This is a genomic window from Bernardetia sp. Wsw4-3y2 (genome assembly GCF_037126295.1).
In the GTDB taxonomy this organism is placed as follows: domain Bacteria; phylum Bacteroidota; class Bacteroidia; order Cytophagales; family Bernardetiaceae; genus Bernardetia.
The window spans coordinates 743,951-768,906 of the sequence record NZ_CP147017.1; the positions used below are offsets into that span (position 1 = coordinate 743,951).

The window sequence follows — 24,956 nt, forward strand, 5'->3', positions numbered from 1 at the left end:
ATATTAATCACCTCCCAACATTCCACCTAAAGAAGTTGCCTTTGAAGCTGCTTTACTCATCGGAGAAAGTGCTTGAACGAGTTTCGAAAGAGGCATTGATTGTAACCAAACTTTACCAGTTCCACTAAGTGTAGCCAAAAACAGACCTTCGCCACCAAAAAACATAGATTTTAAATCTCCTGCTTTTTTGATGTCCATTGTAATCCCCTCTTCAAAAGCTACAATACAACCTGTATCGACTTTCAATGTATTTCCTTTAAGTTCTTTTTCGATAACTGTTCCTCCAGCGTGAAAAAATACCATTCCGTCGCCTTGCAATTTTTGCATAATAAATCCTTCGCCACCAAAAAAGCCAGAACCAAAACGACGATTGAGATGAACTGAAATTTTTGCACCTAAGGCAGCACAAAGAAAACTATCTTTCTGAACAATCAGCGTACGATTATTACAAGAAGCAAGCTGAACAGGTGTAACCGTCCCTGGGTAAGGAGCAGCAAAAGCAACTTTTCCTTTTCCACTTCCTCGTTGTGTAAAGTGTGTCATAAAAAGAGACTCACCAGTTATCATTCTTGCACCTGCTGACATAAGTTTTCCAAAAATTCCTTGCTCAGGTTCTGAACCATCACCCATTTTAGTTTCGAAACTTATATTTTCTTCCATATAAAGCATTGCGCCAGCTTCTGCAATAACTGTTTCATTTGGGTCTAGCTCAACTTCTACAATCTGAATATCGTTTCCGATAATTTTATAATCTATTTCGTGTGATTTCATAAGACAGGGAATGTTTTTAGTTTGGAAAAATACTAAAGATTAATTTATATCAAAAAATACGGATTTTGTAAATGAATTACAAATTATAAAAAATAAATACTTGTTCCTCAATAAAAAATAAGTAAAAATTTATAGAATATGATTCCTAAAAACAGATTTTTTAATTAAAAAATATCATACAAATTTTACATCTATTTATATACTTTTTAATTTAAAATAAATTCTAATTCCATAATATTAAATTATGATATTGTTTATTAAAATCAGCTATTTATTTGTCAAAAAATCAATTTACATTAAACAAAATGATAAATAATAATTCTTTATCAAAACATTATTTCAAAATGGGTGTTCTTTTAAGCGAAGAGTCATTCATATTTTATGTTATTTTTTACTCTTTATTTTTTGATAACTTAGTTATCATTTTTAATTTATTTTTTAAACTTTATCAATTTATTCCTATGGACAATTACAGAAACACCGATCCTCTTGACACTACAAACACGTATAGCACTCGCAAATACCGTGAAGGAGGAATGATGACAGGACTTTTCAATGAACCTGAACATGCTGAAAGAGCTTATCATACATTACGTGAACGTGGCTATGAAGACAAAGACATTAACGTAATGATGTCAGACAAAACTCGTGATAGACATTTCAAAAATACAGATACTGAACTTGGAAATAAAGCTATGGAAGGAGCAGGAACTGGCTCAGCCATTGGTGGTGTGTTAGGCGCAGTAGTAGGATTAGTAACTGCTGTTGCTCTTCCCGGAATCGGTCTTGGCTTGGTAGCTGCTGGTCCTGTTTTGGCTTCTTTGGCTGGTGCTGGTGCTGGTGGTCTTACAGGTGGTCTTTTGGGCGCATTAGTAGGCTCAGGAATTCCTGAAGAACACGCAGAAGTTTATAAGGAAGGTATCAAAAATGGTGGTGTTGTCATCGGAGCAAAACCACGTGATGAAGATGATTATAACCATATCCATGAGAAATGGAATAATTATCAAGGTAAAAATGTTACAACTTACTAAGAAGTAATTTAGAAATCTCTAAATTGTTTTAACAGAAAAACTACTCAATTTTGTATAAATATGAAATTGAGTAGTTTTTTTTATTAATTACTATTCTTAAAAAAAGTGACTTCATTGTATTCTTCTTTTAGATAAGGAGCGTAATAAGTTGTTTGAGATTTAATAATACCATGTTCCCAAATTGTTTCTGTAGTAAAATCCCATTCATCATTTTGATAAACATCCTTTTTTATGACTTGATTATCTTTATCATAAAGACAAGTAGTTTTGAACTTTTCATTATTCTTGTAATTTAGAGATATTTCCTCTACTAAGTTATTATTGTTATCATATTTATATGTTATGAGTGTTATTTTTTCATTTTTTGTAGATTGATTAAGTTCGATCAAGTTTCCTTTTTCATCATATTTATATTTACTGTAGGTCGTAAATTCATCAGCTACTTTTTTTGGAGCATTTTCAAATCTACCAATTGATTCTATAAGTTTTTCTTCTTTGTTATATTTATTTTCTTGATTAATTATTTGAGTATTGCCATTGTAAGAGAGTATTTGCCTTGATAGTTCTCCTTTTTCATCTCTTTCAAACTCACTGCTTTGAAAATGAGTGCTATCATTGAGGATGTATTCTTTTTTCTGAATATCCTCGTTTTTTGTGTATGTTATTCTTTCAATATTTCTTCCTTCTTCTCCTATCCAATAACGTTCTTCTTTTAGTACTTTTTTAACCATCATACCATTTTACAGCACATAAAGTAGTGTCGCTAGTTACTTGATTTTGTTCTACTTGATAGGTATAACCTTCTATCCTTGTAATATTTTGACCAAATGAATCATAAGATATCAAAATAAAAAGTGACATAATACTATAAATAAATTTCATAAGAATCAGATTTGATTTTTGGATATTTTTTAATAAAAAAGCGTCTTAGAAATAAATCTAAAACGCTTTTTAAAATTAATAATTAGCAACTAATTAATCATTAATAATTATCTTTTGCCTTTCATCATTTTGGCTAATTTTTTACTTCCACCTGCGCCTTGGAATTGGTTCATTTTACGCATCATTTTACGCATTTCACCAAACTGTTTGATAAGGTTGTTTACTTCTTGAATAGTACGTCCACTACCAGCAGCCAAACGACGACGACGACTTCCATCTAAAACATCTGGGTTTGAGCGTTCGTGTACAGTCATTGAATTAATGATTGCTTCGATAGGACGGAAGGCATCATCATCAATTTCAAAATCTTTAAGTTTTGACCCAATACCTGGTAACATTCCTACCAAGTCTTTGATATTACCCATTTTCTTGATTTGTTCGATTTGAGAAATAAAATCGTTGAAATCAAATTGGTTTTTACGGATTTTCTTGTTGATACGACGTGCTTCGTCTTCATCATACGCTTGTTGCATACGATCAACAAGTGAAAGAACGTCACCCATTCCCAAAATACGTTGTGCCATACGGTCAGGATAGAAAGCATCTATTCCGTCCATTTTTTCACTCGTACCGATAAACTTAATTGGTTTATCAACTACTCTACGAATAGAAAGGGCAGCACCACCACGAGAGTCACCATCTAATTTTGTAAGAACTACACCATCATAATTGATACGGTCGTTGAATATTTTTGCAGTCGTAACAGCATCCTGACCTGTCATTGCATCAACAACAAACAAAGTTTCGGTAGGATTCAGAACATTTTTCATTTCTGAAATCTCACTCATCAATGCTTCATCAATTGCCAAACGACCAGCCGTATCGACAATAATAATTTTCTTTCCTATGCTTTTACCGTGTTTGATAGCATTTTGAGCTATCTCAACAGGATTTTTATTTTCAGGTTCTGCATAAACCTCAACATCGATTTGCTCAGCTAAAGTTTTCAACTGCTCAATGGCAGCAGGACGGTAAATATCACAAGCTGCCAAAAGAACTTGACGACCTTGTTTTTTAAGATGATTAGCTAATTTTGCAGTAAATGTCGTTTTACCAGCACCATTCAGACCAGCCACCAAAATAATAGAAGGATTACCAGAAAGATTCATTTCTTTCTTTTCTCCACCCATCAAAGCTGTCAGTTTATCATAGACAATTTTAGTAAAAAGTTCCCCTGGTTTTACAGCAATAAGAACTTCACGTCCATAAGCTTCATCTTTGATTTCGTCTGTAACTGTTTTGGCTACTTTATAATCTACATCGGCATCAACTAAAGCACGACGAATTTCTTTGATGGTCGTTGCTACGTTTACTTCTGTAATTTTTCCTTCGCCTTTCAGCGATTTCATGGCTTTGTCTAATCGGGCTGTTAAATTATCTAACATATATGAAAATCGGTTGTATTTTTTCTATGAAAATGGAATTTCTTATTTTTCTTATCTAGTTCAAGCGTCGACGCTTGAACTAGATAGTTATCGCAAAAAAGTATTAAACACACAAAGGTAAATAAAAACAAGGAATAAACAAGATATTAGAGAAAAGTTGTAGAAGGTGCTTTACAGAAATCTATACAGCTAAAAAATTTGATTTTTAGCTGTATGGTAAATTAAAATAATTTTTCATTTCTTAAATCAAGAATCTATTTAAAAATTATTTCTACACGTCTATTTTTCGAACGGTCGTATTCATTTTCATTTGAGGCAACTGGATTTGTAGCAGCCATTCCTTTTGCTGTGATTCGTTTTTCATTAATTCCTAAATCTTTTAGTTTTGCTTTTAAAGCATCAGCACGTTTTTGAGTAAGTTCTTGATTTGCTTTTTCATTTTCTAGCTTATCATTATGAACCAATATTTCTATGTTTTTAGTCGGATTAGTTGTCAAATAATCTTTGATTTGAGCTAGAATAGGGTTACTTTCTGAACGAACAAAATCACTATTCAATCCAAAGAAAATCGAATAAAAATCAGCTTTTCCACTTGTTATTTTTTCTTGAGTTGTTTTGTTTGGAGTTTCATCATAAAAAGCAGCCAAAGGAGCAATAGCTGTCTCTGTTTTATGTCCATAATTAGAATTTATCTTATACTTTATGTATTTGACATTTTCTTGTGGCTCAATTCTGAAAACTTCATAGAATTTATCTTTATGAAGAGTAATTGGAAGAATTTTTTTAAAACTATCTTGGTTTTTATCTGTACTGGAAACCCAAATTTCACTATCCTTTACATGTCTATCTGAGTAGCTTTCTGAAGAATAATATTCACTACTCAAGACTCCTAAATAATTGATAGAAATAGTTTTTTTGATTTCGATAATTGCCCATTGAGGAACAGTTTTGTTTGGATTATAACTATCTCCAAAATACCAACAACTTGACTGTCCTTTGTTATCTGTAAGATAGTTTTTAAAGTCTTCTTGATTACGAAGTACCAATGTTTCTGGCGACCAAGCACCCTGATGATTTTCATAGCTGTACTCAATCACACTAGAAAGTCCTTCTCCTTCTCCCAAAAGTAAATTTTTAGGTAATTCAGAAGGAGAAAAAGAATTGACCTTACTTGACTTTACATTATCTGAGACAGGGTTTGATTCACTAGCCTGAAGTATTTTTTCTGAATTTTGAGAGGCTATATTTTCATTCTTACAAGAAGAAAAAGAAATACAGATTAAAGCAATAAATAAGTTTTTGATAGAAAGTTCTTTTCTTAGATTTTTCATAAAAAATAAATGTAATAGTAATAAAGTGAACTTGAAAAAGAATTACAATCGAAGTTTTAGAAACGATTATTCTTAATACACAATTTTTAAGCAATTTTTGGGTCAATTTTGGTTCAATCAATTTAATAATAATTATAAAACGATAGGATTTTATAACTAATTTTTAAATTGCACAAACTTTTTTTACTTATATAAAGGTGTATCTTTGTTATAATCAAAGTGTTATCACAGCTATTATTAAAAACTCAACTATGAAAAAACGAAATTTTATATATTCATTTTCAGCTATTTTAGTAAGTCTAATTTGTTTTTCATTTATTATAAAATCAGATAAAGATTTTATCAAAAACACTCAAATAGTTACTCCAATAGACAAAAATGAGCTTATTGAACTTACACAAAAAGAAGATGATTCGCTCTTTGTAATCAATTTTTGGGCTACTTGGTGCGCTCCCTGTGTGCGTGAACTTCCTTATTTTAATGCTGCACACAAAAAATATAATAATTCGAATGATAAAATTTCAATGAAACTTATCAGCATGGATTTTGATGACCAATTGGAAAAACGAGTACTTCCATTTTTTGAACGAAAAAACTTTTCAGATTATGCTATGGATAAGTATTTAATTACATCTATGGATTATGATAACTGGATGCCTGAAATAGATAAAGATTGGTCTGGCTCTATTCCTGCCACTCTTTTTTACAACAAAACAAAAAATATTTATCATTTTCACGAAGGTGATTACAATCAAGAAGAACTATATCATACGATTGATTCACTTTTGGCGTTATGAGAAAATTAATTACTACCTATATTACTTCAATTTATTTTTATTAATCTGTTCTTTTCAAAAATCCTTAAAACTCTCAAAATTATGAACTACAACAAAATTTTTACTTCTCTTTCTATGCTAGTGGCAGTGTTTGCTATTGCATTTTTATTTACTGCTGCAACTGACGAAAATGGTTATACTGTTGGCGATGAAGCAACTGACTTTAATCTCAAAAATATCGATGGCGAAATGGTTTCTCTTGCTGGAATGGAAGATGTCAAAGGCTATATTGTTACTTTTACATGCAATCATTGTCCGTATGCAAAATTATATGAAGACCGTTTGATTTCTTTGCACAATCAGTTTGCAGAAAAAGGCTATCCTGTAGTTGCTATCAATCCAAATGTATTGACACAACCAGATGATAACTTTGAGATGATGATAGAGCGTGCAGCAGAAAAAGAGTTTCCATTTGTTTATCTTTCTGATGAAGACCAAAGTATTGCAAAAGCATACGGCGCAACAAAAACACCTCATGTTTATGTATTGAGCAAAAACGACGGAAAATTAAAAGTAGAATATATTGGTGCTATTGATGACAATGCAAAAAGTGCTGACGAAGTTACAGAAACATACGTAGTAGATGCAGTAGATGCACTTTTAGCTGGTAAAAAAGTAACTAAAAAAGAAGCAAAAGCTGTTGGTTGTTCAATCAAATGGAAAAAATAATTTCTATGTTATTATTGAGATACCAATAATAGCTCAAGTTGTGATTCAATAAAAAGTAAAATCCTTGTATAAGATGAATTATACAAGGATTTTTTAATGATTAATAATTTAAAGTTTGTTATCTAAAATCAGATTTTCGGTTATCTTTATTTTTAGTTTGACAAGCATCATTTCTTTTTTCTTCTGATTTTGATTTATTAAATGAGGCTACTATTGTATCCAAATAATTTTCTGCTTCTTCTATACTTCTAAATTTTGTAGTTGGCATTCCAGAACGTTCTACCATTTGGTTGGCTTGTAAATCTGCTATATCATTCATAGGCATTACTTCAGCTGTTTCTAAAAGTCCGTTTTCAGTAAGAAAAGATTGTACTTTTTCATGCAATTTTTCTATTTTCTTGCCTTGTAAATCTATTAGCCTAATATCAGAAAGAACAGTAAAGTTAGTTGTTACTTGAGCAATAGCTCTTTTCCAATCTTCAATAAAACAAGGAATTTGATTTTCATCTTGTAACTTTCCTACCATACTAAAATAGATTCTATTCTTTGTAGAGCTTATATATAATTTATAATGCTGATTTTCTTCGATAGTAATTTTCATCTTAAAAGATTTAAGTAAATGGGTTATTTCTAGTAGTCAAGCCTTCCAAGATATCTAAAACATACAATGAATTAGATACAAATTATTTTTGTTTAATTTTATGAGTTTATATGATTATATTACACCCTTTTCATTTCACAAATATACTATTTGTTTAGCATATAACGAAATAATGATAAACAAATTAATCATCCTTGTAAAATACTTTTATAAAAAAATCCTTGTATAAATCAATTATACAAGGACTTTAAAATACTTTAGCAAGACGATTATCGAATCAAAACAATTTCATCACTAATTACTTCGGACTCATTTCCAGCATCATCTTTAAATTTTATATAGACAGACTTCTTTCCATTTTCACCAATCAAACGCCAATCACTGACTAATTCTTCATAAGGCAACCAACGTCCTGCTCTAAAATTATCACTATTCGAAATCATCATATACTTTGCATCTGTTGCTTTTATAGCAAGCTCAACCACTCCGTCAATATGTCTTGAGGTTTGGTCTCCTCCATTTATAATAATTGTCATATCAGAAGGAGGCGTAGAATCTACATCTATAGTTGCAGAAACCACTTCTGTTTCATTTTTTGCATTGTCTCTAAATCTTGCATAGAGTTTTTTCTCACCATCACCTTCTGAGAGTTTCCATTTTAAATACTTTTTGATGGGCTGCCATTCTTGTCCTTCAAAAGATTCATTATCAGAAACCATCATTTCAGTAGCTCCTCCTGCTGTCAGAGTAAGTTGAACTTCAGCAGCTTGCTTGGTAAGTGCAGGTTCGCCATTATTTATAGTAATTGATGGACGAACAGGACCTTGTGTATCTAAAACTACTTTATCAGAAACTACATCCGAAATATTACCTGAACGGTCTCTAAATTTAGCAAAAACAATTTTTACACCATCTAATTTACTTCCTAACTGCCAATCTTCAATTTCTGGTGTAATAAGCTGCCAACGCTGACGATAAAAAGAACGATGATTCGAAACCATTACATAATAACGTTTGTCTGGTTCTTCTGCGCTTACAAAGAGCTTTACTAGTTGAGTCGAATCTTTAATAGCTTCTCCCTCTACATCAATTTTGATTTTAGGATTTTTTGGTGCTGTCATATCCAAATGAATATCTGCTGTTACAATTGCCATCATGTTTGCTTTAGCATCTTTGAAACGAACATATACTTTTTGATCGCCATCTTCTGGAATAAGTTTCCAACCATAGACTGTTGGTTGATAAGGAATCCAATGAGCATCAATAAAATCTTGACGATTACTGATTTGCATTTGTGTAACATCAAAAGCTGCTATTTGAAGAGTAACAAATGGCGTTTTGGTATAATGACTCCCTTTGTTTATTGTAATTCTATTAGTAGAATCTTTTTTGAAATTGAATTGAGCGTGTACATTTGTGGAAAGAAACAAAGAAGAAAGTAAAAAAATGCTACTTAATATTATTTTATAGAAAAAAGTAGGACGAAGAAATGTAGTGCTATTTATCATTTTATTAAATTAGGTAATAATCTCATATAAATAATGAGTTTTATAGAAAGCTATTTTTATAGGATATTTTTATTATAAGATTTAGTTATAAATTCCCTAAAAGTATGCCAAAATTACTAAAAATAAAAGGATAAAGAGTAGTTTATTAAACCTTATCACGGTTTGTATTAAGGTAGTTTAGACTTCTAGTCTGAACATCAAAAACAGTATTTTATGAAATTCAACGGTTTGGAAGACTGTTATATAAAAATAACGGTGAAACCTTTATTCAATCCTAAGAATCTTAAAAAGGCTCTTAGGGTAATAATCAAGTTAATTTCTTCCTTTGCCTCTTCCAGAGCCTTGTCCATGTTTTTCCTGTTCCATTTCTTTTGCTTTGGCAGTCTTGAAATTACGAATCATATAGGTAAAGCTTACCATAAAATAACGATTTAAAACCTGCGTTTGTATATCTTCAACATAAGTTTCGGTAACATTTCTAGAAATACTATTATTTTGATTTAACAAATCGAAAACAGTTAGTTTTAATTCTGCTCTTTCATCTTTCATAAAACGTTTTCCTACACTCATACTCCACAATAAATAATCTTGATTGAAACTATCTGAAAGACCATTATAACTCTGATAAGTTAAATCATTTTGCCATAAAAATCCTTTTTTGAATAGAAATAAATTTCTAAACTCTAAAGTATGTGTAATAAAGTTATTATCTGCTTGAGGTTGAATTGTATTTTCTACGATATTATAACCCAAATTATAAGTAATTCCAAAATCTATTTTTTCATTGATATTACTGCTAATTGTCAGTCCTTCTGTAAAAACATAATTATTAGCTAGATTTTTTTGTCCATTAATAAAAGTAGGAATTCTATTGTAACCAAACTGATTATTGAGATTAAAATTAAGTTTCCAAAATGGAATGCCAATCATTGCATTCAAACGTCCTGTCAAATAACCATCTACATTGACTGGGCGAGTAAGCTGAACACCTTCATTCAATAAAACTCCTTCTACAGTTACTGAATCCTGTTGTGCTATCCAAGTAGAGTTTGTGATATAGTCATTTGTTTGTCTTAGATATGCAAAAGTAAAGAAGTTAATACGTTTATCAGGGTTATTATACGAATAACGAGCAATATAACGATTTTCTACTTGTTGATTTAGGTCTTCATTACCAATAGAAAGCTGTAAAGGATTGCTATTATCAAGCACTTCTTGAAGCTGTGTAATTTGAGGATTACGAGTAGAAGAACGATAAATCAAACGCAAGTTACTGTTATCCGAAATTTCATAACGAATGACTACTCTAGGTAAAATATTTTGAAAATTTCTTTCAAAGTTAGTTTCGAAAGGAAAAGTCTGCCCTCCATTTAGAGTTGCATTTTGATAATTAAAACTAGTATTAATATTGAGTTTTTTGGTACGGTAACTATAACCTAAACCTGCTTTATGATACAGATAATCACTCTCAATAGTAGAAGAAAGTTGATTATTTAATATTCTGCCCTGATTCAATTCTGAAAAAATATCAAAGGTTTCTGTTTCGTTTTCTATTTGATTATTTGAGTATTCATACTCAATTTGTAAACTAGATTTTTCTGAAAGAGACTCTGTGTATTCTACTTCAGTTGCCCAAAGAATATCGTTTTTAGTATTAAAAGTTTCTTGATTGAGCGTATCAGAACTTTTCAATGTTTCTACATTTGCTAAAAGACTATTTTGTCCGTCTTGTAAATTAGCTTGTGTATTTAATTTTACAGAAAGAGTACGACCACGTTTTTTGAAACGATGACGAAAAAGAGCATCATTTTCAAAATTAAAGGCTGTTGAATTATTATTAAAATTATTTACGGTTCTGTTTAAAAGAAAGTCATCATCTAAAAGTGTTTGAGCATCAGTAAGGCTATTACTTGTATAGTTTTGAATATTTAATCTTGGTGTCAGAATAAGTTCATTTACTGAATCAATTTTGTATTCAAAACGAAGCGCAAAACGATGATTTTGATTATCACTACCACTAATTTGATTTTCGTTATAAAATTGATTTTGAACTGCTCCATTTGCATCATCTTGTAAGAAAAAATCTCTCGTTAGGTTTGTTGTTGCACTATTGTCGCTCCAGTTGAAAAAATAGCTCCCTGAAAGTTGAATTTTCTTTCCCCATTCATCAGAATAATTAATTCCTATACTGCTAGTTTTTGTAATTCCATTTTGTCCACCTACCAAAAAATTATTTACATCACTAGGATTTCCTCTATTTCTGCGTCCTCTACCTCTTGTATTACCTGTTGAACCCACAACTCCCAATAAATCTTGTGTAGAAAAATTTTGCTGACTTACATTATTTGTAATTCCGATAACAGAAATACGTTGTTTTCCATTAAAAAAATTAATATTTCCTCCTGCAAAATAACGTTCATCTGTTCCATAACCTGCATAAATTTTTCCAAATTGCCCATTTCTGCTATCTTTTTTGGTAACAATATTTATAGTTTTTACAGTATTTCCATCACTTACACCTGAAAACTGAGATTGGTCGCTTTCTCTATCAAACACCTGTACTTTATCAATAATTTCAGCAGGTAGATTTTTGAGAGCTACACTAGCATCATTTCCAAAAAACTCTTTGCCATCTACCAAAACTTTCCCTACTGCTTCTCCTTGTGCTTGTATTTGTCCATTTTCGGTAGTGATAGTAGGCATTTTTTTCAAAAGAGTTTCAGCATCTGCATTTTTTTCAGTCTTGAAAGCAGAAGCATTATATTGTGTTGTATCACCTATTTGCTCCGAAATGGTTTGCCTTCCCTCAACAGTTACGGCTAAAAGTGTACTTTCTTCCATCAAAATAGGCTCTAAAACTGTACTTGGCTTTGATAAAATAATATTTTGAGAATAATTTTGATAGCCTACATAACTAATCTGAAGAATATAATTTTGCTGAGTAAGATTTTTGAATGAAAATTTTCCTTCAAAATCTGTTGTTGCAAAAACAAATTTTGAAGTATCACTAGCAAAACGCATCACAATATTTGCAGAAATAAGAGGCTCAGAGGTTTCTTTTTCTAAAACAATTCCCTGTAAATTATAATTTTGAGCAAAAGCAAAATTAGAAAACGAAAGAATAAAAAAACAAGAAAGAATAAAAATGGGAAAGGAAAAAATAGATTTCATCAGAAAGAGTATTAAAATAAAAGTTTAAACAACAGAGAATAATTTGAAATATTTAATTAGACACTTTTTAGAAAAAAAGGTTTAATTATTAATTGTTTAAAAATGTTAATACAATTCAATTTATTTACATTTTCTATTAAAAAACATAAATAATAATTTTAAGACTATTCAAGTGAAGTAGGGTCTTGATAGCCATTCCATATAGAAGTTCCTCCTTCTTGAAAAAAAACGTCAATTTCTTCTATATCATTATCTTGTCTTGTAGCAGTTCCCAAAATATAGTCTATTATTCTTCTAGTTTTATCAAATTGAAATAGTATATCCGACAAACAAATACAAAAAAGAACTGGAGCAAGGCTCACAACAAGCTCTACATGATTGACAAATAATACTAAAGCAAGTGAAATGGAAGAAATAACATGGTGCAAGGGAAATAAAAGTGGGCTTACTTTTTTATGATTTTTGAGATATACAATACTTATTCCTCTAGAAAATTTACCCAAACTTGTAACTATCAAATTGTTATCTTTTAGTAAGAGTGTAAGTATGGCAACTATTTTATAAAATACTGATGTATTTTCGAAATAGTCTTTTGAGAATTGCCAAACCAAAACATTGATTATTAACCAAACAAGTGTATCTATCATCCAAGAAAAAGCAATTTCTGTCATTTTAGGAACATGACATGTACTTTCTACTATTTTTCTAATTTCTAGATTTTTAGCTTTAGGAATTTGATTAAGTGTTTGTATTTGATTACAATGCTTATTTCCCATATATTCCCAACTCTCTCTTAAGAAAGCAGATTTACATTCAGCACAAAAAACTATTTCATCGCCTATTTCAAAACCATCTCCTGTAATTGGATCTTGACGATTTTCGTCTAAGAAATGAGTTTGTTTTTCAGTAAGTGTTAAGATATTTTTCATTTTTGTATTTACGCTATTTGTTTAGTTGTGGTTTTTATTATTTTGAAAAGCATAAAAAAAGCCTATCTAATTTAATAAAAATCAAATAGGCTTTTCTGAAAAAAGAAATTTCTAAAATTATTCTGCTGCAAGTACCCAAGCACCTACATACGTATAATCTAATTTGTTTTGAGCATCTCGTGCTTCTTCTTTGGTAGTGTATTCATAAAGCGCAATTCTGTAACGGTCGCTATCATTTGTAGTGATAACTCTTGCTTGTGGAAACTGTCCACTCAATTGTCTGACAGCAGCATCAGCATATTCTTGTGTAGAATAACTTCCATAAATCAGATAAAATTTCCCACTTTCTAATCCCGTATTTGAGCTTGTACTTCCTGCATCAGCATCTGTATTTTCGTTATCTCCTGTAAGTGTAGTTACCTCATTGCTTCCATTATCAGCAACTTGAGTAGAAGTTGATAATGTTCCATTTTTCAAATCATATTCAGGCTCTGCACCACTACAATTTTGCACATCTTTATCTTCGTCTTCTACTTCTCCAAACCAAACTACAGTTACATTTTTATACTGTCCAATGCCTACAGCAGCCCAATCTTTATCAGCATAACGACCTGAGTTTTTTAGAATATCCGAATAAAAAGAACTTCCTTTCCAAAGTTCCATAATTCGTTTGGGTTCACTTCCTCCATTATAAATTACTTCATACGCTTTTCCTTCATATCCTGTAATTTCTTTTGGTTTGTCCCACATACACGATTGTTTTGAGTTATCTCTTTCACTAAAACAACACGCATTCCAAAAGCCTTTATCAGACCAACTTTGCATACTACATGAATCTTTATCTATTCGGTTGTGATACAAATCTCTTGCATGCAGTTTGGCTACAAAAGTAAGTTTTTTAGAAACTTCTATTTTATGAGCTTCATTCTCGCCACGATACGTATCAATGAGCGCATAAAGTTGCTGCTCAAAACCATTCATACAAACTTCTTCTGGAATAGGAACTTGTTGTGCTGAAGCTGAGAGGGAAAATACAAAACAGAGTAAACTGAGAAGAAAAACTGTTTTTGTATAACAATATTTTTTTATCATAATTATAAAAATAAAAAGTTTTTTAGATTTGGATTTTGGTAAATTAATAATTCCTATAATTCAAAAAGTGTGCTTTTTCTTTTAAGAATATCCATTGTTTCGACAAAGTAGCAAAAAAAGGCTTATGAATAAATAGCATTGACCTATTATTCACAGGGCAAAGGTGTATCTGAAACAGGATATTTTATCTTAAAATCGTAATGCCACCACTCATTCGAAATAGATTTAAAACCTACACTTTCCATAATCGTTTTTAGTATCTTTCTATTTTTCAAAATTTCATCTTTTGTTTCGGCAGGGAAAGCAGTAAAGGTATGATGCGCTTCTTTTCCAAAAAAATCATATCCTGTTCCCATATTCAACTCGTTTCCATCTGCATCTACCAACGTCATATCGACAGCACAGCCTTTATTATGATTTGAACCTTTTTTAGGATTGGCAACATAATTTTTATTTGTTGTGGTATTCCACAAAATCCATTGCACAGACAAAGGACGATATCCATCATAAATTTTGATTCTATAACCTTGTTCTTTAAATTTTTGATGAGCCTCAAAAAGTGCTTCGGCTGCTACTTTTCTCAAAAGTGCCTTCGGACAAGGATAGACTTTTTGCTTCATAAAATTATTTTCTGTCGCATATCGAATATCCAAAACTAAGCTAGAATCATAGTCAATAAGTTCGACCATTGCAGAATCTTCTAATTTTTCAAAATAGGCTTGCTTTTCAGCTTCTGCTCTTGCTTGAAGCTCCTTTTGAAGTTCTATTCTTTTTAAAGAATCTTCTACAAATTCGGCTCTTTGCGCTTCTATTTTTCTGATAGAATCCTGACGTACTTTTTCTATTTCTTCGCTGGCTTGCAATTTTTTAGACTCTTGATTTGTACAACTAAAAAATAGTGAAATTAGTAAAATTGACAGAATTAGATAGGATAGATTTTTCATTTGATTTTTTTATGATGAAGAAAAATGATAATTACTGATTATTAAACCCAATCAATTCCTTTTTTCAAAAGTTCTAGTGTTCTTTCTTCTTCACTTCCTTTTTGGGGTTCATGTGCATATTGCCAATTTGCTTTTGGTGGCAAACTCATCAAAATTGACTCGGTTCTTCCATCGGTTTCTAAGCCAAATTTTGTTCCTCTGTCATAGACTAAATTAAATTCTACATAACGTCCTCGTCGTATGCGCTGCCATTCTGTTTGTTCTTTTGTGAAAGGAAGAGTTTTATTTTTATTGGCTATTTGAGTATAAATTGGTGCAAATGCTTCTCCTATTTCTCGTACAAAATCCCAACGGTCTTGTTTTGTAATATCCTCTTGTTCTTTCAAATGGTCAAAAAATATTCCTCCAATACCTCGTGTTTCTTTACGGTGAGGAATATAAAAATAATCATCTGCTTTTTTCTTAAATTCTGGGTAATAACTTTTATGATGTTTGTCGCAAGCTGTCTTTAAAGAATGATGAAAGAATTTTGCATCTTCATCAAAAACATAATGAGGAGTAAGGTCAATACCACCACCAAACCAATAGATTCCATTGCTCATTTCAAAATAACGAACATTCATATGAATAATCGGAACAAGTGGATTTTTTGGATGCAAAACAATAGAAACACCTGTTGCAAAAAAATCAGCAGGTTCTAATTTCATAAGTTTTAGCATTTGGTCAGGAGATTCTCCAAAAACTGCCGAAAAATTAACACCTCCTTTTTCAATTAAATTTCCATTTTCGATAACACGAGATTTTCCACCTCCACCACCTTTGCGTTCCCAAGTATCAATTTGAAAACTTGATTTTCCATCCGCTTCTTCTAGTGCTTGACAGATTCTGCTTTGCAAACCTTGAAACCAAGTAGAGATTTGAGTTTTGTGCTGCGTAAAATCGTTTGAGAGTTGTGTAGTTGTATCTAAGCTATTCAAGTTATTTGTCTTTTGGAATGTGTCAATTTTATTTTATGCAAAAATAAGAATTAATTTCAATATCATCTTAAAAGCAGAAGCAGGGTAAAAAATAAAATAGCTAGACAAAAAAATAGAGCTTCATTTTTGAAACTCTATTTTTTTGGGTGTATGAAGTTGAGGTATGAAGTTCAGCTTAGTCTATGACTTGCGTTGTCAAGTAATTACAATCAAATAAAAATCACTTCTATCAACCCTTTTTCATCTTGATAATTTTTGGCACTACTGTATAAATACTGGTCTGCATCTTCTACAATGCTTTCAACAACAGGATTATTATGGATATAATTTAATTTTTGATGCAAAAAATTATCACTAAAAAGCTCTTCTGCGTGATTGTTTTGTTGCCAAAGTTGATAGTTTGTATTTCGGCTATTTTTCTTGGCTGCTCTTTCAAACATCCACAACATCCATTCTCTTCTGCTTTCTGGCTCATCTCTATCTGAAATAGATTTTATAAGACGATAGGAAGTAAACTTTTTAAAATCACGCAAAATATCAGATAAGTTACACCCTTCTTTTGCTCGTATAATCAAATGAATATGACTGCTCATTAGACACCAACCAAAAACCTCTAACCCTTTATTGGCTTGGCAATACTTCAAACTCTCCACAATAATATCCTTGTATCGTTGCCGAACAAAAATATCTATCCAGTTTACAACAGAAAAAGTAACAAAATAAATACCATCAGGATTATTGATACTGTATGCTCTTTCGCTCATATTTTTTTATTGGAAAGATACTGTTTTTTGTAGAAAAAATAAATCATAAACTGTAAAGTAAATACAAAATATTTACTTAGTTTTTGGTCTTAGTTTGCAACTAGGGTAAACGCACGAAACTTTTTATACTGCTTTCAGTATGTTTAAACGCACTTTAATTATCAGAGTATATTCAATTTGCAAAGTTAAAAACTAGCTTAATTTGCTTTAAACGAGTACAATTTTTTTTCGTGCGTTTACCCTAGTTTGCAACTAAGACCTATCAATTATATAAATCTTCAGATTTGTGTAGTCAAGTAAATACAAAAATACCTACACTTGCAAATCTGAAGATTTGCCAAACTGATAAATCGTAGTCTTTAGACAACGCTTAACAATTTATTTTTTCATTCTAAGCTCAACTGGGGGGTTCAAACTCTCTCACTTTGTGTAAATTACAATCCCAAACTATTTCAGGAATATATAATCCACCAAGAATACCATCAATTTTAGGAGCAAAATCAGTATGAAATATTATCGTATTATCATCAAATAAGGTATAAAGATAAACATACATTAGAATGTTCTTTGAAGCTAAAGAACGGTTCATTCGATTTTCTAACTCTAGGATTTTTAGTCCTACTTGATAACGAATCTCATAATTAATATTTAGCATATTTAATTTCATATTTTCTTCAAAAAAACTGAAATCTTACTAACCCACCTATTAATTATGCTCCTCTTCTCTAATTTCTTATAAAAATCTGTGGCATCTTTTCTCCTTTTTAGTTTTAATTTTTCTTCATTAGGAATAGGAATATTATATTTTTGCTTCATATATTTTTGAGATACATCAATACCTATAACCTCTTCTTCAATAGTTAAATCAACAGTATTTAGACTACCATCCGATTTATCTATAACTAAATAACCTTGTCCAAATAACCTGTTTAAAGAATCTTTATTGTTTGTAAATTCCTTAGTATTGTAAGTATAAACCCAACCGAAGTTATTTTCTTGCATACTTTCAACCACTATTTCTGTTTTATGAGACTTGCTTAATTTCTTCAAATAGACAGAAACAATTTCATTAAAATCTTCTACCTGCATATTTAATCTATTTCATTAGATTCATAATTAAAGTCATTCAATAACTTATTCTCTAAATAAGAAGTAATCACATTTTGCATATTTGATACAGGCAAAGTATCTTTTCTGTTAAACTCATCCACCTGCCCATTGGATAAAGTAAATTCTTCCATATACTCGGTTTCTGTATTTACTTTATTGTCAAACAATGTACTACTACTACTTTCTGTTAATAACATAACATATATTCTTGTAGTGTTTTTCAGTATGCAAAGTTCTGTTTGGTCATTAGACAACCACATTTCACCTCTAAGAAATTTTTTTGAAAATTCAATAACTGCATCTTTAGAAGAAAACGATTTTTCCTCTTTATTTATATTAACTTTATACATATTATTTTTTTGGTTTAGTTGGTGTATATATTTTTCTTCCAGAAGGACTGATAACATGTAAATTATCTAAACCTAGTTCCCTAGTAATTGACCTTAGTCCTCCATTTTTACCACAAGCTGCACAAGCATCTCTATCAATTGTCATAGTTGCAGTATTTGTTTTACCTTTCATACCTGCATCTAAGGCTTGTTGAGCAGCATCAGCTTCTGCATGGGTTTTTGTTATATTATTAACGTTCATTTTAACATCTGTTTTAGGGTTTTGTATTTTTCTATTTACACCATAAAATTCCTGTCCATCTATTTCTAACAATGAAACTGTTGATTGATCATTTTTTGAGCCTGCTTCTGGTAAATCTAGTTCTTTTCGTTTGTTCACTAACTTTTGTTTTGAACTTGCTTCAGCTAACTCCTTTGTCTTTCTAATTTTATTAATTTTTTTAGCTCTTATTACTGCTTTACCCTTCTTTACTACATTTCCTAGAGCTTTAGCACCTTTCCAAATTAGTTTTCCAGCTCCTCCGACTATTCCTACTATTGGTATAGCTGCTACTAATGATATTAACCCTGCCCCTGCTGTGGCTCGTAAGATTGCTGTCGCTTGGCTTTGCCGAGTGACTTATATGTATTCGGCTTGTAGCCGTGGTTTTTGAAATTGTATTTGAAATTCAAATATACTACAATTTTCACTCTTCTCCATTCATTTTTAAAGGCGATAATGGATTTGCACTACTGTAATGATAATAACTTTCTTCAGTTACTATATTTGCTGCGACTGGATTATGATGAATATAATCTATCTTTTGTCTAATTACTTTTTAAATCGGTTGGATGATTTGATTTTTGCCAAAACATATACTTGCTATTTTGAGCTTGAAATTTTGCGTAATACTTGAACATGTGCAATAGCCATTCTTTTCGGCTTTCAAAACCTCCATTTTCTATTTCTTTGATTATCTTTTTGGCTGTATGACTCTTGAAATCTCTAAGCCAATCACTTAGTAAACCTTCATTTCTTCGAACAATCAAATGAATATGATTTGGCATAATCACATAAGCAAAAATAGATAAGTTTTTATTTTTCTGACAAAACTCTAAACTTTCCACAAGTATATCAGCGTATTCTTTATGAGTGAAAACATCAATCCACCCCACAACAGTCAGTGTAATAAAAAATAACCCCCCTTCATACGTTTTTCTATATTCTGACATAGATTTGTACTATATTTAACAATACTACAAGTTTAATAAATTAGCAATAAAAATATACCTATTTAGGCACTTTTTTAAATCTGATATTGCCAATAAAAACAAATACAAAAACCACGGCTACAAGCCGAATACATATAAATCACTCGTTAAAAACGAGCGATGGTCGTTTTATTTCTTGCGAGGCACGGCTGGGTAACACCTATAACAAACAGTATTTATTCATTTAAAAAATCTTCTTTCAAAATATAGTCCATATTTCGTTCTGCCAATGCTGTTATGGTTACAAACGGATTCACACCCACACTTCCAGGAATAAGAGAACCATCTATGGCATACAAATTTTTATAGTTTTCTATTCTGCCATAATTATCAGTTGCCTTTCCCAATACACAACCACCTAAAGGATGATAACAAAAATCATCTCCATAACCATTATTAAACAATAAATGAGACCTTGTGCCTCCATTCGCTTTGTTCATTCTATCAATAAATTTTTTAGCTGCCTGTTTTGCTGGGTCATTTTGATTTTTGTTCCAAATTAATTGAACTTCTTTTGTAATTTCATTATATGCAAAATAGCCTCTTTCTGGATTTTGAGTAATGGCAAGATAAAGCGTTGTCCAAGTTTCAAGATTCATAGGCAAAGGAGCAATTTCGGCAAAAATAGGGTTTTCAGGATCGTTCCAACCATCTATTCCCAAAACAGGAATAGTAGATTGTTTTCTTCCTGTTGCATTTACAAAGTTTCTTCCTGTCATTATATTTCCGTTACTTCCCCATTCTTGACCTACTTTTTCATTGAGTTTTGACAATCCTCCTTCATATTTCGATTTTATAAGTAGTTTAGAAGTTCCCATACTTCCTGCTCCCAAAAATAAATACTGACATGTATAAGTTTCCTGAGCAATAGGTTCTCCTTTTGTATTGAGCTTGGTAATCAGAATTTTATAATGTCCATTTTCAAGCTGTTCTATGTTGGTTACTTGGCATAAAGTTCGGATTTCCAAGTTTTTTGTTTCTTGTGCTTGAGCAATATAGGTTCTGTCTAATGTCCATTTTCCTGCATTATTTCCATAGATAACTTCTCCGTTTAGAGCTGACTTATAAACTTCTCCTTTTGCTTCTTTTTTCATGTATTCAAAATCATATACATTAGGAAAAAATTTGGTTTGATAACCTGCCTTTTTTGCATCCTCTCTAGCTATTCTTGAAAACTGATAATAAGGAGTTTCTTCAAAAAAATCAGCTTCGATAGTATTGACACGCAAAGCCTTATTAGCTAAAGGAAAATATTTATCAAACATTTCTTCGCTATTTACAGAAGGAAGTATTTTTTCAAAGTAATTTTTATCTGGTGTAATAGCAATTCCTCCATTTACCAAAGAACCTCCTCCTAATCCACGTCCTAAGAAAACATCCATATTAGGATGCTTTTCTTTATCTAAAACCCCTGCATATTTTTTGATAAAAAAAGGAATAGTAATAGGTGCATGAGGTGTAGAACTTCTCCAGCTTGAGCGTTTGTCTGCCGTAATCATTTTACAAAATGTATCGTGTTTGGGTGTTAGTTTCCATTCTTGCCCCATTTCTATAAGTAAAGTAGGAATATTTTTTTGAGTTAGGCGCAATGCAGCTACTGCACCACCATAACCACTACCAATAACAATGGCTTTTTTGAATCCGTTATTTTTCATTTTTGTAGAAAAAAGAGTAGCACAACTTGCCAACATAGGTGTTGTGGCTACTCCGAGTGTAGAATAGGTTAAGAGTTTAAGAAACTCTCTTCGGTTAGATTTACTGGATTTCATAGTTTAAAAAATTATCTTTGTAATAAGATATAGTATGCAGACCTAACTTTTAAAACCTTATCTTGTTCTCAAAAATTATAAAATAGCATTATTTGTAGAAAAGGATTAATAGGGTACATTTGTGATTTGAAAATAATTTATTCTAATTTCTACCTAAACAAAAATCAATAACTCAAAAGTTTTGGTATCTTTGTAACGTTTTTCTAATGAAAATTAGATTCCTTTAGTTTTAACATAATATAGTTTGTAAGAAATTAAAGACTATCTTGATTTTCAAAATTTATTAACTAAGCGTATTTGAATGCAAAATTTAGCAGGTCTAGCAGAACTTTTAAGCACTCCTCAAAAAGTGGTCATCTTTCCACATCAACGCCCTGATGCTGATGCTTTAGGTTCTTGTTTGGCTTTATCTCTTTATTTACAAAAGAAAAATCATCAAGCTACAGTTATTTCGCCTACTGAATATCCTGATTTTCTGAATTGGATGTCTGACAATGATAAAGTAGTTGTCTATTCAGAAGCAACACATCAAAGAGTTGAGACGTTAGTTGCTGAATCTACTTTGATTTGTTGTTTGGATTTTTCTAGCCCTAATCGAACAGCTCCTTTAGATTCTTTTATAGAAAAAAATCCTGATACACCTATTTTGATGGTCGATCATCATAGAGGTAAATCTGATTTTGCTCATTTTGAGTTATGGGATATTACAGCAGCAGCAACAGCAGAATTAGTTTATGACCTTATTCTATTGATGAATGATAGACATTTGATAGATATTCCGATAGCTCAATGTTTGTATGCAGGTATTATGACGGATACAGCTTCTTTCAAACACCCTAATACAACAGGAAAAATACATCGTATTGCAGCCGATTTGATAGATATGGGTTTAGATTCTTCGTATGTTCAACGTATGATTTATGATAGCAATACCGAGAATAGAATTCGTCTTTTAGGACATGCGCTTTCCAGTTGTTTGACTGTCAGACAGGATTTGAAAACAGCTTACTTTGTCTTAAAACAAAAAGACACTCGCAAATACAATCCTCAGTCGGGTGATACAGAAGGCATTGTAAACTATGCTCTTTCTATTGAAGGAATTGAATTTGCTGCAATTTTGATTGATTATGGCAATGAAGTCAGAATGTCTTTTCGTTCTGTCGGAACATTTTCAGTAGCCGATTTTGCTCGTACTTATTTTGGAGGTGGTGGTCATCACAATGCAGCAGGAGGAAGAAGTACAGAACCTGTCGATAAAGTAGTAACTTATTTTGAGAAACTTATCGAAGAGCATCGTTCAGAACTCACAACTACACATTAATTATCCTACATTTAAATTTAATTTTCCATAAATCTTTTCTACTTTGGCTTTTATATTAGACCTTTGTAGGCTAGTTTCAATGTACTCTATTTCAATATTATTATTTATTCTAGTTATTTTATCTAACAAACAAAAAATGAAATCTCTTTTTTTATATCGTTCTATACTATTTGCTCTTATTGGTGCTACAATGTGGTCTTGTAATTCAGACTCACTTAATAAAGAAAAAGAACTTGACGGAATTCGTTATATGCTTCGTCAGCGTGGAGAAGGACAGGAACTTAGTGACTCTAGCGTAGTTCAAATCTCTATGAAAATCTATAATAGTACAGATTCTTTACTTCGTGATACATACACAGAAGATTTTCCTTTAATGATAGATTTGAGTGATTCAAACAATACAAAAATGGGTATTGTAAAAATATTAATGGAAAAAGGTAGAGTTGGAGATAGTGTTACTATGTTTATCCATTCAGATTCTATTTTTGTACAAGGACAACCTCGTCCTCCTTTTATTGAAGAAGGAAGTTCTATTCGTCAAGAAATCAAATTGGTAAAACACTTGACTCCAACAGAATATGTTGCAGAACAAAAAGTAATGCAGCAAAAATACATGGAAGAACAGATGAAAAAGCAAGCTGAAGCACAAGCTGAATCAGCAAAAATTTCAGTAGAACAAGTAGAATATATCGAAAATACATATTTACCTGAAAAAGGCATTACTGATTTCAAGAAAACAGAATCAGGTCTTTTCTATAAAGTAGATAAACAAGGCAAAACAGATATTGAAGCAGGTGATAAAGTAAAAGTAAATTATGAAGGAACACTGCTTATGACGGGTGAAAAATTTGACTCTTCTTTTGATAGAGGAGAAGCATTTGAGTTTCCTATCGGACAAGGACAAGTAATCCAAGCGTGGGATGAAGGTATTCCTCTTATTGGTCGTGGTGGAAAAGGATATTTATATATTCCTTCAAACTTAGCTTATGGACCAAGAGGTGCTGGTGGTGCAATTGGACCAAACGAAATGCTTGTTTTCAGAGTAGAAGTGCTAGAAGAAGTAACTAAAGCTGGAAAATAATTCCAACTCTCTAATTTCAAAAAGCTATTTATCAGATACTCTTTAAAGTTGTGTTAAGAAGATGTATATCTTTTTAGCACAACTTCTTTATAAAAAATCAATCTTTTATTACTTGACAATAAATTTTATGTTTTTATATCGTTTTATTCTAATTATTTTAATAAGTTGCATTTCTTTTTCTATAAATGCACAAAATAATAAAGACAAAAATAAACACGAAAAAGAATTTAAAGGTATTCGTTATCAATTACAGACTACCAAAAAAGAGCGTAAAAAAGCTCTTTCAATTACAGATTCTAGTATTGTAGAGTTAAGTATGAGTATTTATAATAGTACTGACTCATTGCTTAGAAGTACAAAAAACGAAGACTTTCCTCTTATTTTAGATTTACGTGACAGCACGACTAGACAAATTCCTATTGTAGAAATTATGATGAATGAAGGCAAAATTGGAGATAGCCTGACTTTGTTTATTCATTCTGATTCTGTATTTCAAAATGGTCAGATACGCCCTATTTTTATTCCTAAAGGAAGTTCTTTAAGACACGAAATAAAAATTCTGACAAATTATACAGCCCAACAATATGCTGCAAAATTAGAAGCCATGCAACAAAAATACATGGAAGAAATGGCTAAAAAACAAGAAGAACAACAAAAACAACAAAAAATGGACGAAAAATCAAAAGTGCAAAATCAAATGGACTATTTAGAAAACACCTATTTTGTAGAAAAAGGAATTACAAATTTTCAAAAGACTGAATCAGGTCTTTATTATGTAATCAATCAGCAAGGAACACCTATCCAAAAAGGAAAAACTATAAAAGTTCATTATGAAGGAACTCTATTATCAGGTCAAAAATTTGATTCTTCCTTTGATAGAAATGATCCAATTGAGTTTCCTATTGGTGTAGGACGAGTTATTCAAGGTTGGGACGAAGGCATTCCTCTTATCGGAACAGGTGGAAAAGGCACTCTATATATTCCTTCTCATTTGGCTTATGGTGAGCGTGGTGCAGGAAATGATATTCCACCAAATGCTACACTTGTTTTTAGAGTTGAAGTATTAGATTAATAAAAAAATTAGGTAATAGAGGTTGGAAATTAGAGTAACAAAAAAACTTCT

The 24,956-nt window shown here is 31.2% G+C and carries 25 protein-coding genes and 1 pseudogene; 7 read left to right on the top strand and 19 right to left on the bottom strand.

Translation table 11 applies throughout. The features are described from left to right. Nucleotides 1–3: 3 nt before the first annotated feature. The gene (locus tag V9L05_RS02910) at nt 4–771 is read right to left on the bottom strand and encodes a TIGR00266 family protein (protein WP_338814316.1); all 768 of its coding nucleotides are present in this window, start codon (nt 769–771) and stop codon (nt 4–6) included. Between the two features lie 461 nt (nt 772–1,232). Between V9L05_RS02910 and V9L05_RS02915 the strand changes: the two genes are divergently transcribed. Beyond that, nucleotides 1,233–1,802, top strand: a complete 570-nt coding sequence (locus V9L05_RS02915) for a hypothetical protein (protein ID WP_338814317.1) — start codon at nt 1,233–1,235, stop codon at nt 1,800–1,802. An 83-nt stretch (nt 1,803–1,885) separates the two neighbouring features. Here V9L05_RS02915 and V9L05_RS02920 read toward each other — a convergent pair whose 3' ends face one another. The 4 genes from V9L05_RS02920 to V9L05_RS02935 all read right to left on the bottom strand — a co-directional run bounded on the left by V9L05_RS02920 (nt 1,886) and on the right by V9L05_RS02935 (nt 5,460). Continuing rightward, a complete protein-coding gene (locus V9L05_RS02920; RefSeq protein WP_338814318.1) occupies nt 1,886–2,536 on the bottom strand; it encodes a hypothetical protein in 651 nt (216 codons plus the stop codon). Beyond that, nucleotides 2,526–2,684, bottom strand: coding sequence for a hypothetical protein (locus V9L05_RS02925; protein WP_338814319.1), 159 nt, complete (start codon nt 2,682–2,684; stop codon nt 2,526–2,528). The genes V9L05_RS02920 and V9L05_RS02925 overlap by 11 nt, the downstream gene beginning before the upstream one ends. Before the next feature lie 107 nt (nt 2,685–2,791). Next, complete coding sequence (gene ffh, locus V9L05_RS02930) at nt 2,792–4,129, bottom strand: signal recognition particle protein (protein WP_338790408.1); 1,338 nt, start codon at nt 4,127–4,129, stop codon at nt 2,792–2,794. Nucleotides 4,130–4,383: 254 nt separating this feature from the next. After that, entirely contained in the window at nt 4,384–5,460 is a 1,077-nt protein-coding gene (locus V9L05_RS02935; protein ID WP_338814320.1) for an OmpA family protein, read from the bottom strand. A gap of 251 nt (nt 5,461–5,711) precedes the next feature. Between V9L05_RS02935 and V9L05_RS02940 the strand changes: the two genes are divergently transcribed. After that, on the top strand, nt 5,712–6,257 hold the full coding sequence (locus V9L05_RS02940) for a TlpA family protein disulfide reductase (RefSeq protein WP_338814321.1): 546 nt from the start codon (nt 5,712–5,714) through the stop codon (nt 6,255–6,257). A gap of 81 nt (nt 6,258–6,338) precedes the next feature. Then, complete coding sequence (locus tag V9L05_RS02945; RefSeq protein WP_338814322.1) at nt 6,339–6,965, top strand: thioredoxin family protein; 627 nt, start codon at nt 6,339–6,341, stop codon at nt 6,963–6,965. A 118-nt stretch (nt 6,966–7,083) separates the two neighbouring features. On the opposite strand, the gene V9L05_RS02950 is transcribed toward V9L05_RS02945, so the two are convergent. From V9L05_RS02950 to V9L05_RS03005, 12 genes are all read right to left on the bottom strand, one after another. Next, on the bottom strand, nt 7,084–7,566 hold the full coding sequence (locus V9L05_RS02950; RefSeq protein ID WP_338790404.1) for a hypothetical protein: 483 nt from the start codon (nt 7,564–7,566) through the stop codon (nt 7,084–7,086). 269 nt (nt 7,567–7,835) lie between these two features. After that, nucleotides 7,836–9,074 carry a hypothetical protein gene (locus tag V9L05_RS02955; protein WP_338790403.1) on the bottom strand — a complete coding sequence of 413 codons (1,239 nt, stop codon included), beginning with the start codon at nt 9,072–9,074 and terminating at the stop codon, nt 7,836–7,838. A gap of 312 nt (nt 9,075–9,386) precedes the next feature. Further along, nucleotides 9,387–12,245, bottom strand: a complete 2,859-nt coding sequence (locus V9L05_RS02960) for a TonB-dependent receptor (RefSeq protein WP_338814323.1) — start codon at nt 12,243–12,245, stop codon at nt 9,387–9,389. 164 nt (nt 12,246–12,409) lie between these two features. Continuing rightward, nucleotides 12,410–13,174: a hypothetical protein gene (locus V9L05_RS02965; RefSeq protein ID WP_338814324.1), complete on the bottom strand. Its 765-nt coding sequence runs from the start codon at nt 13,172–13,174 to the stop codon at nt 12,410–12,412. 117 nt (nt 13,175–13,291) lie between these two features. Further along, on the bottom strand, nt 13,292–14,266 hold the full coding sequence (locus V9L05_RS02970) for an SPOR domain-containing protein (protein WP_338814325.1): 975 nt from the start codon (nt 14,264–14,266) through the stop codon (nt 13,292–13,294). A gap of 146 nt (nt 14,267–14,412) precedes the next feature. Further along, nucleotides 14,413–15,210: a M15 family metallopeptidase gene (locus tag V9L05_RS02975; RefSeq protein WP_338814326.1), complete on the bottom strand. Its 798-nt coding sequence runs from the start codon at nt 15,208–15,210 to the stop codon at nt 14,413–14,415. Between the two features lie 41 nt (nt 15,211–15,251). Beyond that, nucleotides 15,252–16,187, bottom strand: coding sequence for an oxygen-dependent coproporphyrinogen oxidase (gene hemF / locus V9L05_RS02980; protein WP_338814327.1), 936 nt, complete (start codon nt 16,185–16,187; stop codon nt 15,252–15,254). Between the two features lie 209 nt (nt 16,188–16,396). Continuing rightward, nucleotides 16,397–16,951 (bottom strand): transposase, encoded by a 555-nt coding sequence (locus V9L05_RS02985; RefSeq protein WP_338814328.1) that lies wholly within the window; start codon nt 16,949–16,951, stop codon nt 16,397–16,399. Nucleotides 16,952–17,348: 397 nt separating this feature from the next. Next, a complete protein-coding gene (locus V9L05_RS02990; RefSeq protein WP_338814329.1) occupies nt 17,349–17,618 on the bottom strand; it encodes a hypothetical protein in 270 nt (89 codons plus the stop codon). After that, entirely contained in the window at nt 17,615–18,040 is a 426-nt protein-coding gene (locus V9L05_RS02995) for a YrhB domain-containing protein (RefSeq protein ID WP_338814330.1), read from the bottom strand. The genes V9L05_RS02990 and V9L05_RS02995 overlap by 4 nt, the downstream gene beginning before the upstream one ends. Nucleotides 18,041–18,042: 2 nt before the next feature. Further along, on the bottom strand, nt 18,043–18,411 hold the full coding sequence (locus tag V9L05_RS03000) for a hypothetical protein (RefSeq protein WP_338814331.1): 369 nt from the start codon (nt 18,409–18,411) through the stop codon (nt 18,043–18,045). 1 nt (nt 18,412) lies between these two features. Further along, the gene (locus V9L05_RS03005) at nt 18,413–18,790 is read right to left on the bottom strand and encodes a deaminase (protein WP_338814332.1); all 378 of its coding nucleotides are present in this window, start codon (nt 18,788–18,790) and stop codon (nt 18,413–18,415) included. Between V9L05_RS03005 and V9L05_RS03010 the strand changes: the two genes are divergently transcribed. Continuing rightward, entirely contained in the window at nt 18,783–19,064 is a 282-nt protein-coding gene (locus V9L05_RS03010) for a hypothetical protein (RefSeq protein ID WP_338814333.1), read from the top strand. The two genes, V9L05_RS03005 and V9L05_RS03010, sit on opposite strands and share 8 nt — an antisense overlap. Before the next feature lie 33 nt (nt 19,065–19,097). Here V9L05_RS03010 and V9L05_RS03015 read toward each other — a convergent pair. Both V9L05_RS03015 and V9L05_RS03020 read right to left on the bottom strand, forming a co-directional pair. Beyond that, nucleotides 19,098–19,623, bottom strand: a pseudogene (locus tag V9L05_RS03015) (transposase). Nucleotides 19,624–19,838: 215 nt separating this feature from the next. Further along, nucleotides 19,839–21,431, bottom strand: coding sequence for a GMC oxidoreductase (locus tag V9L05_RS03020; protein ID WP_338814334.1), 1,593 nt, complete (start codon nt 21,429–21,431; stop codon nt 19,839–19,841). A 301-nt stretch (nt 21,432–21,732) separates the two neighbouring features. On the opposite strand from V9L05_RS03020, the gene V9L05_RS03025 reads away from it, so the two are divergent. From V9L05_RS03025 to V9L05_RS03035, 3 genes are all read left to right on the top strand, one after another. After that, a complete protein-coding gene (locus tag V9L05_RS03025) occupies nt 21,733–22,752 on the top strand; it encodes a DHH family phosphoesterase (protein WP_338814335.1) in 1,020 nt (339 codons plus the stop codon). A gap of 136 nt (nt 22,753–22,888) precedes the next feature. Continuing rightward, entirely contained in the window at nt 22,889–23,833 is a 945-nt protein-coding gene (locus tag V9L05_RS03030; RefSeq protein ID WP_338814336.1) for an FKBP-type peptidyl-prolyl cis-trans isomerase, read from the top strand. A 127-nt stretch (nt 23,834–23,960) separates the two neighbouring features. Beyond that, a complete protein-coding gene (locus V9L05_RS03035) occupies nt 23,961–24,905 on the top strand; it encodes an FKBP-type peptidyl-prolyl cis-trans isomerase (RefSeq protein WP_338814337.1) in 945 nt (314 codons plus the stop codon). Nucleotides 24,906–24,956: the final 51 nt, after the last annotated feature.